The organism is Microcoleus sp. AR_TQ3_B6 (assembly GCF_036702785.1).
Lineage (GTDB): Bacteria > Cyanobacteriota > Cyanobacteriia > Cyanobacteriales > Microcoleaceae > Microcoleus.
This window is the reverse complement of record NZ_JAUBVJ010000152.1, coordinates 1-9,711: the sequence shown is the minus strand read 5'-3', so window position 1 is coordinate 9,711 and position 9,711 is coordinate 1. Positions and strand designations below refer to the sequence as shown.

8 protein-coding genes and 1 pseudogene are annotated in these 9,711 nt (G+C 45.9%); 5 read left to right on the top strand and 4 right to left on the bottom strand.

The window, feature by feature from the left end; all coding sequences use genetic code 11:
* Nucleotides 1-205 precede the first annotated feature (205 nt).
* The 4 genes from QUB56_RS35440 to QUB56_RS35425 form a co-directional block, all read right to left on the bottom strand.
* A complete protein-coding gene (locus QUB56_RS35440; RefSeq protein ID WP_332961044.1) occupies nt 206-307 on the bottom strand; it encodes a hypothetical protein in 102 nt (33 codons plus the stop codon).
* A gap of 636 nt (nt 308-943) precedes the next feature.
* Nucleotides 944-1,699, bottom strand: a complete 756-nt coding sequence (locus QUB56_RS35435; RefSeq protein WP_332961043.1) for a DUF2993 domain-containing protein — start codon at nt 1,697-1,699, stop codon at nt 944-946.
* A 128-nt stretch (nt 1,700-1,827) separates the two neighbouring features.
* On the bottom strand, nt 1,828-2,421 hold the full coding sequence (locus QUB56_RS35430; RefSeq protein WP_332961042.1) for a pentapeptide repeat-containing protein: 594 nt from the start codon (nt 2,419-2,421) through the stop codon (nt 1,828-1,830).
* 262 nt (nt 2,422-2,683) lie between these two features.
* Complete coding sequence (locus QUB56_RS35425) at nt 2,684-4,096, bottom strand: HD domain-containing phosphohydrolase (protein ID WP_332961041.1); 1,413 nt, start codon at nt 4,094-4,096, stop codon at nt 2,684-2,686.
* Nucleotides 4,097-4,715: 619 nt separating this feature from the next.
* On the opposite strand from QUB56_RS35425, the gene QUB56_RS35420 reads away from it, so the two are divergent.
* From QUB56_RS35420 to QUB56_RS35400, 5 genes and pseudogenes are all read left to right on the top strand, one after another.
* Nucleotides 4,716-5,453 carry a DUF2993 domain-containing protein gene (locus QUB56_RS35420; protein WP_332961040.1) on the top strand — a complete coding sequence of 246 codons (738 nt, stop codon included), beginning with the start codon at nt 4,716-4,718 and terminating at the stop codon, nt 5,451-5,453.
* A 617-nt stretch (nt 5,454-6,070) separates the two neighbouring features.
* On the top strand, nt 6,071-6,655 hold the full coding sequence (locus tag QUB56_RS35415; protein ID WP_332961039.1) for a DUF6658 family protein: 585 nt from the start codon (nt 6,071-6,073) through the stop codon (nt 6,653-6,655).
* Nucleotides 6,656-7,772: 1,117 nt separating this feature from the next.
* Nucleotides 7,773-8,009: a HAMP domain-containing protein gene (locus QUB56_RS35410; protein WP_332961038.1), complete on the top strand. Its 237-nt coding sequence runs from the start codon at nt 7,773-7,775 to the stop codon at nt 8,007-8,009.
* 134 nt (nt 8,010-8,143) lie between these two features.
* Nucleotides 8,144-8,869: pseudogene (locus QUB56_RS35405) on the top strand (PP2C family protein-serine/threonine phosphatase).
* 62 nt (nt 8,870-8,931) lie between these two features.
* Nucleotides 8,932-9,711, top strand: a 780-nt coding sequence (locus QUB56_RS35400; protein ID WP_332961037.1) for a cache domain-containing protein, incomplete at its 3' end; no start/stop codon positions are given.

The following is a 9,711-nucleotide window of genomic DNA, read 5'->3' as shown; positions in this document are numbered from 1 at the left end:
ACAAATCAGAAAAAAAATGGGGATTGCATAATAAGATAGATTGTTTTCCTCTGTCCTTTACAAAAAAGCACTACCCAGAAGTTATCTCGACTTTCTTAGGGACTTCCTGCAATACTTGAGACTGAATCTCTTTATGCCAAGGTATATCTACTTTAAGTTTGGTAATAAATGCATTTTGAATGTAATAGTTATGCTGCTATTTTAACTATGGTATCTGGCAACTTAAGGGACATCTATCTAGAGGACAACGATGTTCATGCCAATCAAACCTTTGAGCAAGTAGATAATTATATTGACAACGCAGCATTTCGAGCGTTCGAGCGATTTTTTATACTTGCTATGAAAGTTGGTTTAATTTTGTACTGGTATGAAGTTCTCATTGCTATCCTTTGTTTGCGACCGACAAATAGTATAACATCGATGCAAAGACGTTATGTAGGCATTGATGAAAAACAAAGCATTAAATTTGAGGAGAACCGAGCGTAGATTAAACAAACTACGCTTATACTCGTCTCAAAACGATAAAACCATGACTCATGTAATCGAAGATTTTATAGATTCGCTATGAGTGTTAAAAATGGCGATTCCTCATCGACCCACCGTCCTGTCATATTGTTTCCAGTTGTATCGGAATGATATAGAGGACACCGCGAGTGCCTTAGTCCCTACAATTAATGGGGGTAGGGACACGGCAGTGCCGTGTCCTGACTGTGAGTAATATTAATTCCGATGCTATCGGAGTTGATATCAATCCAACGCATTGAATCGGTTGTGGGTCAATTCGTCATCGCCCACAAATTCATCTCATCGCCTCCGCAACGGGCGAGGCCAGAGGCTTCTTTTTGTTTCAGCTAAAATAACAAAACCCGCCTGCGCGGGTTGTGTTGTTAAGCTATAAAATTCCTCAAACAAATCTAATTTCCCCACCTCAGCAGACTGAGGTTTAGCGCTTGCCTTTGGGGAACTGTTCGATACCAGCCCAACCATAGAAAACCAACTCGTCGTTTTGAACTCGGCAGCGGTCAACCCGCAGTTGAGTGCCTTCTAAGGCAAATTTGTCTAAGTCGAGCAAGTTATTTACGTGGGCAATTATAGCTTGACCCAAATCTACTGCTTGCTCATTACCGCCGTAAGTAACGCTGACAAATTGGATTTTGCGTCTGTCTTCTACTTGCAATTGAGCAGTAATATCTATTTTGACCGGTTCGCTGGCATCGCCTACGGTAATTTCGGACTGAAGCCGAATTGATTTGTCGGCGCCGAAGCTGACTTCAGTGTTTTGAAAGTGCAGTGATTGCTCTTGATACTTCAGCTTCTGGAGTTTTTCAACTACAAAAGGTGTATTGAATGAGGTGGTTAAATCCGATCGACTTAAGACTACTCGCATATTTGCCTGGGTAGGCTGCCGCAATTTTACTTGACCTGCAAAAATCGCCCCAAAGTCAATTGAGACTGCTTGCAGGTAGAGTTCCATCACTTCTATGCGCAGGCCGTTGTACATCAACATACCTTTGCCAACGAAGTCGAAACCGTCGATGCTTCCCTGTAAGAGTTTGGCTACTGGTTCGACTCGGATGTTGGCTTCGGCCTTTTCCGAACGCTTGAATAAGGCTGCGATCGCAGCTCCTGCTACTTTGCTGACAAGGCGATCGCCACTTTGACCTTGAAAGGATGTACCGCTAAACAAAGCTGCTACCATTTATTCGTTTGCTCATCTACAGTCGCCATTATAACCTTCTATTAAGAAATGTAAAAATAGCTTGTGCTTATTCACTTAATAAGCAAATGTTGTTTTTTTGTCTGTCTTCAAAACAACAGTGTGGAAATTTAAACGCTCAGGGGGGTGCCTTGGAGACAGGCGCGATCGAGCAGGGCTCCATCCCAAACGGTATGTTCGATCGAGGCGCAGAGCAAATTAGCCCCCGTCAGGTTAGCGCCGCGGAGTACGGCGCCATTGAGGAGCGCTTCTTCCAAGTCAGCTCCCGACAAATCAGCGCCGGACAAATTGGCATTGCTCAAATCGGCGGCCAGCAAAATTGCCCGACCCAAAGAAGCGCCCCGCAAATCGGCGCCGCGAAGATCGACACCGCTCAAATCCAAATTGCCGATCGCAGCGCCTGTCAAAAAAGCACCCCCAAAACTTGCGTTGCGGACTAAAGCGTTAGCGAAGGAAGCCCCCCGCAAATCGGCATTCCGAAAATCTGCGCCTCGCAAGTCAGCGCCGCTCAAGTCAGCGCCGCGGAGATTGGCTCGCAATACGGCCTGCTGCAAGTTAGCGCCGGCGAGATTAGCTCCACTCAAGTTGGCTTGAGACAAGTCAGCACCCGCGAGCTCGGCTCCCGCTAAGTCTGTGCCGGCTAAATCAGTGCCGGCCAACATCAGAATTTTGCCTTTGCGTATGGCTTCGAGGTCATTAGTCATTAGTTTTGAGTCATTAGTCATTAGTAGAGCGGTAGGGTGCCCGCGGAGCCAGCACAGAGAGGCTGGGCATCCCGCTAAGAGCGGTAGGGTGCGCGCGGACCCAGCACAGAGGGCTGATTTTTTCTAGTTTTGGAAAGCGGTAGGGTGCGCACGCAGCACAGAGGGCTGATTTTTTCTAGTGTTGGAAAGGATTTGTGCCAGAGTCCTCAATGCCCAATTCCCAATTACCAAGTACCGATCGCCCCTTACCAATCCCGTTATTTTATAATGCCGGAGCGGCCGTTGAAGTTCGATCGCCCAAATCCTCCAACCATACATTCGGCAGTTGACTCGGGCGGCTCGGTAACTCCATCAAACCCATTTCTGCCAGCCTGACGACGTTGCTGAGAGTTTCCACCAAAGCCGGATCGAAGCGAATTTCAGAAAGTTCCCGGCACTTTTCCAAAGCTTCGCTCAAACTCAAAGCCGGACGATCGCCACGGGGTTGAGTCAATTCTTGAAAATAAGCCACCAACCCCAAAATCCGCGCAGCAACCGGTATCGCTTCCGCTCGCAAACCCTCTGGTCTGCCGCTGCCGTCCCAATATTCGAGTTTGTGCTTGACAATTTCCGCCACAGGTGCTAGTTCCGGCATTGCTTGCAGCAGTTGGGAACCGATGAAACTGCGATCGCGCCAAAATGATAAAGTTGCTTGGTCGAAAGCATCGGGAGTGCGATCGAACACCTCATTCGGGGCCGAAACTAAGCCGACTCGAAACAGCAATCCAGCCAGCCGCAGCCTGCGCAACTGCAAAGCCGGCAAATCCAGAAGTTGACCCAAAGTTTCCGACAAAGCCGCCACCTGCAAAGACGCTGTAGGATTTGAGGTATCGCGTTCGTCCACGCGCTGGGCCATCCGCAGAAAAGCTTGAAGTTTGTTAGCGTTCAAATTGCGGCTGATCCGCAAAGCTTGACCTTCCAATTCCCACAACTCGCGGGTTTGGCGGTTAATTGCTACCATTTGCTGCTGAGAACTTTGCAGGTAAGTGACTATCCGGGATACCACGCCACTAATATCTGCCAAGGGCGGGCCAACAGTAGCCAGGATTTCGTGGTACATTTCCAGCAAACTGTCGGCTAGGGGGGGGTTGTAATGTCGCGTCTGTTCTATAAAAATTTCTGCAGCAGCCGACACCAAAGACTGGTCAAAGGACCACAAACCGTAGAACTTTCGTTCTGTATCTACTTCTGGCTTACCCTCGGGCAAGTATTCCTCGGCTGAAAGTTCCCGACAAAGCACCATTGCTTTGTATGTCGGCGCGAGGATGATTAAATTCCATTCTTCGATTATGGGGTCGTTCTCATCGAGATTTATTAAAGATACATTTTCTAATTGACCGGTTTGGTGGCTAGCGAAACCGCTGTCGGCTACTGCACCGATGACAACGCGCCGAGAGGCCTTAGCAATATCTAGGTAGCGATCGGCTTCCTGTAAATACCATTTTCCCTGCTGAAACGTCACCAAAACTAGCGGCTTTAGTTCGATATTGTCCCCGCTGCTGGTTTGCAAAATGTGGTCTTCTAGGGCGTGACACAGGGCTACTAGGGTGTTTTTGAAGTATACCCCGTAGCTAGAAGGCAGTTTTCCGTCGGGAAGTGTAGCTTGTAGTCTAGCGAGAGTTGATTCTGAATTCATCAGAACTATGGGTTTGAAACCCCGTCTTTTTAGGACGGCTTTACATTGAATTTAATCCCCTTGCAGGGTGGAGGGGTATGGTTGCCCCGGAGGTGGGGTATGGTTGCCCCAATCTCCTTTCGGAGTAAAGTTAGCACGCGCCTTTGTTTAGTGAGCGCGGCGCCGGCAAACAGCACTGTTGAGCGTGACCTTAGAACTGTTTAACTCTCAACGACAGAGCAAGGAACTAGCTACGCATTCGCCTGGTGTCGTGACTCAAAAAACCGAGTCAGTTAAGACGCAAGGCCCTAGGGGAATGGCTTGTTAGATTTCTCTTTCAAGCCTCATGCCTTTAGGCTGAGGTTCCTGACGGCAAAAAGCGGTGCTGGCTCTTACTTATTGTACCGGGCGATCGAACTTCTCGAAAAGACTTTTGGCAAAAATCCGAGTTTTTGATTTTTCACCGCTTCGCAACGGACTCAACGTAGGGTGCGCACCTTACTAATTTTAGCCATTTTCTGGAAACCCTCTGTCTTTGGCTGAGTTTTTTTTAAGACGATAAACCTGCCGACAGGAAGACGCTAACCCTATTAAGTATTAACTACTATTTGGAAAACAATAATTATTAGGAATTCTGAGCGTGCTTCAACAAAATAGGAGTTTAGGGGAACAGGCGATCGACAAAGTAGCCGAGATTGCTATTGCTAGCAAATTAGATGAATCCGAAACTTTGTCTGTGACAGTAGACACCGATCCGGTCCAGCTAGCCCAGGGATCTGTAGAGGCCGTTGCCGTTGAGGGCAAAGGGTTGGTAATGCAACAAGATTTGCGCGTCGAAGAATTGCAAATTCACGTCAAGGATATAGCTGTCAATCCCCTCACCGCCATGTTTGGCAAAATTGAACTGAACGGACCTGCCTTCGGTGGGGCGCGCGCAGTTTTAACCGAAAGCGATATCAACCGCGCTTTTAATTCCGAATACATCAGCAGGAAACTGAAAAACTTAAAAGTTACTGTTGACGGAAAACTCCTGACAATAGACGTTAAAACTATTGAGTGCCAATTGCTAGCCGGAAAAATCGCTTTAAATGCTGAGGTATTGGTCCGGGAAACCGCCTCAACTGAAAAGATTTATTTTACAGCAAAACCTCAGATCGCAGAGGGCGGTTGGGCAATTTCTCTTCAGGATGTCGAGTATCCCGAAAACAAAGAATTTTCGCCTGAGTTAACAGCAGCTTTGGCGGACAAAGCCGGGGAAGTTTTAAACTTGCGAAACTTTGAACTTGAGGGAATGTCCCTGCGAATTCAGCAGCTAAATGTGGAAGCTGGAGTCCTGACTTTGCAAGCTGAAGCCAAAGTCGAACAATTCCCAAATTAGCAGTAGCGTTCTCAGGTTAGTAGCTGGTACGGTGCGTCAATCGATTTTAGATTTTAGATTTTAGATTTTAGATTGACCCCACGGATGAATCTGGTATCTTGAACAAAAGTCTAAAATTTTTATACAGCAGATTCGGCGTTGATGAAGTACATCCGTCAAGCGATCGCCGTAGGGAAACGGCACTGCCGTGTCCTCTATCGAAAGCTATGTACCTCACTTACCTAAAAAATGCTGTATCTCCACGACAGAATTCATTCGCAAGTATCCGTGTGTCGGCGGGGTCCAAAACCGAAAAGCTTTTGACAGCGAGCAATTATTGGAACTGACGCACCAGAAGACTATGCTTTGAAACTACCTGGGCACTTTTATTGTCCGTCGGGTATGAGTTTCTCCACCAAACTTACTCTAGAAACCCGGTAAAAAAGCCGGGTTTCTAGATACCCGTGCGTAAGTCATACAAAAAATAATCTCTCGAAGGCCATCGCACTTTTTAACTCCCTCTAAAGGTATAAAATAATCGATAGCAATCCCCAGCAAAATATCACCGCCGTTAGAGGCAGCCATCGGGACTTTATTTTTACCCTAAACAAGTAGTAGTAACAAATCGGAAAAATTTTGTGAACACTCTAACTGCTTTTTTTAAAAGACTGCGTATCGGTCAATTTTTGACTCAAATTTTGACTGTATTTATGGCAGGTTTGCTGCTGTTTACCAGCACTGCTTGCAATGCCGGCGATGTTCGAGGTGCCCGGCCAGAGAATCCTCCCGTTCAAATGGGAGGAATGAATAACCCCCACAAGGCCGGTGGTGATGGATCTGCGAATTATAAAATGTCTACTGACCCTAAAGTCAATCAATCCCCTGCTAAAGCCGAAAATAATCGGGCTGATTTGTCGCTGATGGGCGATCGGCTCCTGGCCGCGACTACCGGTGACTCTAATTCCTCAAAGCTGCTTTATCCGGGTTCTGCACCGATGGAAACTGACAAGTTCGACTCCGAACTCGGCGGAGATAAAGCTCTCTTAGCACCGCCAGACGGACAGCCAGCTAAGGCTCAACCCGTAGTCGATCGCAGCGATCCCAATGCCAAAATTTTAGAGAGAGTAGGCGCCGCCTTTCAGGATGCTTCTGCTTTCCTGAAAGATAGCGCTGAAGATGCAAAGGAAAGCTCGGTTACCAAAAATAATCCGCTGCAAAAATAAGCGAGTGGGACTAAAGATGATGTAGGGGCTTTCTGAAATTAGCCCCTACATAAATAATATTATTTCTTGAAACTATATAAATGCTTTTAGACCTGCTATGTGCTGAACAGGATTTACGCTTTTTCTGCATTTTTAATAAAATCAAGCTCAATAACTTGACATTTTATGAGATTTATGATAAAAATTCGCGAGAGTATGTCTGTTAAATTTTAATCAGGTTGAATAAATCTCAAACATATTGATTAACCTGAACTATTTTGCCGTAAATAAAACTGACGGGGTTGTTTATTTCGTGAGCCACTCCTGCTACCAACTGTCCTAAATTCGACATCTGTTCGGATTGAATTAGCTGAAGATGCCTAGGAAAGTTCAGTTACCAAACTTAAAATTTTGGGTTCTTCTGCATAGCAAGGAAAAACCCTCAACACTTTTAGGCGTCAAGAATCGTTACCCGCCGCCCCTGGTACCGAGCGACTAAGGAAGCCAATAAACTGAGATGTTGCACCATTCTCAATAAGCTTTTTATGAACAGGCCGGAAAGCCTGTTAAGCGAGAATGGTGCAAGATGTGAGCCCATAAACCGACTTGGGGTAAAATCTATCAGTTTTCTTCCGACTCAGCAGTACGATTAGGAATTCCGGCCCTCCACTCCTATCGTGATAAAGCAGGTAATTTTATAGGTGTTCTAGAAACTGATTTGGTTATTTCTCAGCTCGGTAACTTTTTGAATCAAATCAAAATAAGTCCTTCGGGAGGAGTGTTTGTCAGGGATCGTGAAGGACTGCTGGTTGGTAGTTCAACTAACTCCCCTATATACACTGTCAAGAATCGTAAAGCCGAAAGATTAGCAGCATCAATCAGCCGCGATCCTTTGATCCGGGCAAGTACACAGTATTTGTCAGGGCATTTTGGCGCTCTCAACCAGATTACAAAGTCCAACAACTCGACTTTAAGATTAACGGGGAACGCCAATTTGTTTTGGTTGAACCTTGGCAAGATAAATTTGGTCTAAATTGGGTGATTGTGACTACGGTTCGAGAATCGGACTTTATGTCACCAATCAATGCTAATACTCGTACTACAATCCTGCTCTGTTTAGCGACTCTGATTTTGGCAATTGCGGTATCTGACGGCTCGCTCGATTACCCGTCCCCTTCTCCGAATTACTAAAGCTGCTGAACAAATTGCTGCTGGTAACCTCGACAAGCGAGTAGGCACCGCTGACTTTATTGAAATTGAGGAAATTAATACGCTGGAACGTTCCTTCGACAGCATGGCAAGGCAACTGAAAGAATCGTTTGAAACACTAAAAGATATAGCCTTTCTCAGTAATATGAGGTACTATCTGGCCTAAGGCATAGGCCTCCGTGGGCATACCTCACCACGCTTGAGAACCGCTATAAAGTCAAAGAACGCACGACTGAACTGGCAAATGCCAACGGCGAAATCCTTGCCCTCAACGAGAGACTCAAGGAAGACAATCTTCCCATGGGTGCTCAATTGGATATCGTGCGTCAAATGCAGCAAATGATTTTGCCCAATCCTGAAGAACTAGAAATTGATGGAATTGATATTCCTGGATACATGGATGCTGCAGATGAAGTCGGCGGCGACTACTACGATGTTTTAAACACCGATGGCGTTGTCACTCTTGGCATCAGTGATATCACTGGACATGGACTCGAAAGCGGTATCTTGATGCGGATGGCGCAAACGGCAGTCCGTACCTTCAAGGAAATCCACGAAACTGATCCAGTTCGGTTCCTAGATGCGCTCAACCGCACCCTTTAAAAAAACGTGCAGCGCATGAATTTCGACAAAAGTCTCACCCTAGCGATTGTAAATTACTCTCAAGGACGGGTCAGCATCAGCGGTCAGCATGAACAAACAATCATTGTGCGGCGAGGAGGAGAAATTGAGCGAGTAGACACGGTGGATTTAGCCTTCCCCATCGCCCTCCACTATGACATTACTGAGTTCATCAGTCAGATTTCTATTGAGCTACAGCTAGGAGATGGTATAGTGCTATATACCGATGGTATTCCCGAAGCAAAAAACATTAACAAAAAGCAGGATGGACTTGAGCAACTGTGTGACATCATTAGCCAAAAATGGCATTTGTCGCTACCAGAAATTAAGCAAGCATTGATTGACAATGTACGGCGACATAGAGGAATTAAAAAAGTGTTTGATGACCTCACATTGCTGTTTTGAAGCAACAGGTAGAAACCAAGGTAGAATAACGCATTGCCACAACAGGAAGCGATGCTAAAAGGGTGAACTATTCTTACTTAACCGCTATCCCCGTGATTTTTTTTATGAAGAACAGCTCCCTTAAATTCCGCCTCCGCACTGCCCTCGTAGTACCCTTTATCCTGCAAATTGTTGCAGCAGTTGGATTAGTCGGCTATCTTTCATTGCGCAACGGACAACAAGCCGTAACCGATCTTGCCAACCAGTTGATGACTGAGGTGAGCAACCAAACCGATCAGCAGCTAAATGACTATCTTTCAATACCTCATCAAATTAATCAGATCAATATTGATGCAATCGAGACAGGATTACTCAATATAGAAGACTTTGACCTGACGGGAAGTTATTTTTGGAAGCAGGTGCAAGCCTTTAAGAATGTTGGCTATATTTCAAATACGTTAGCAGATGGACGCTTTATTGGGGCTGGCAAATACTTTCCAGGGGAAGGAGTCATCATTGATGAAAAGTCTGCAATAACAAACGGAAAAGTAGCTACCTATTCCGTGAACCAGCAGGGCGAGCGGGGTAAAGTGCTACGGTTTTGGACCGACGACTTCGTGGCATCCTCATGGTATATTGAGACGGCTAAAGCAGGTAAACCAATCTGGTCTTCGGTGTACTCTGTTGATGAAATAAACTTCATTTCTCTAGCGGCAGTGCATCCCATTTATGCAAAAAACGGCAAATTACTTGGCGTGACTGCGGTGGATTTACAACTATCAAATATTACGAACTTTTTGCGCCCGTTAAACGTTAGCTCATCAGGACGAGTCTTTGTCATGGAACGAGATGGGCAGTTAATC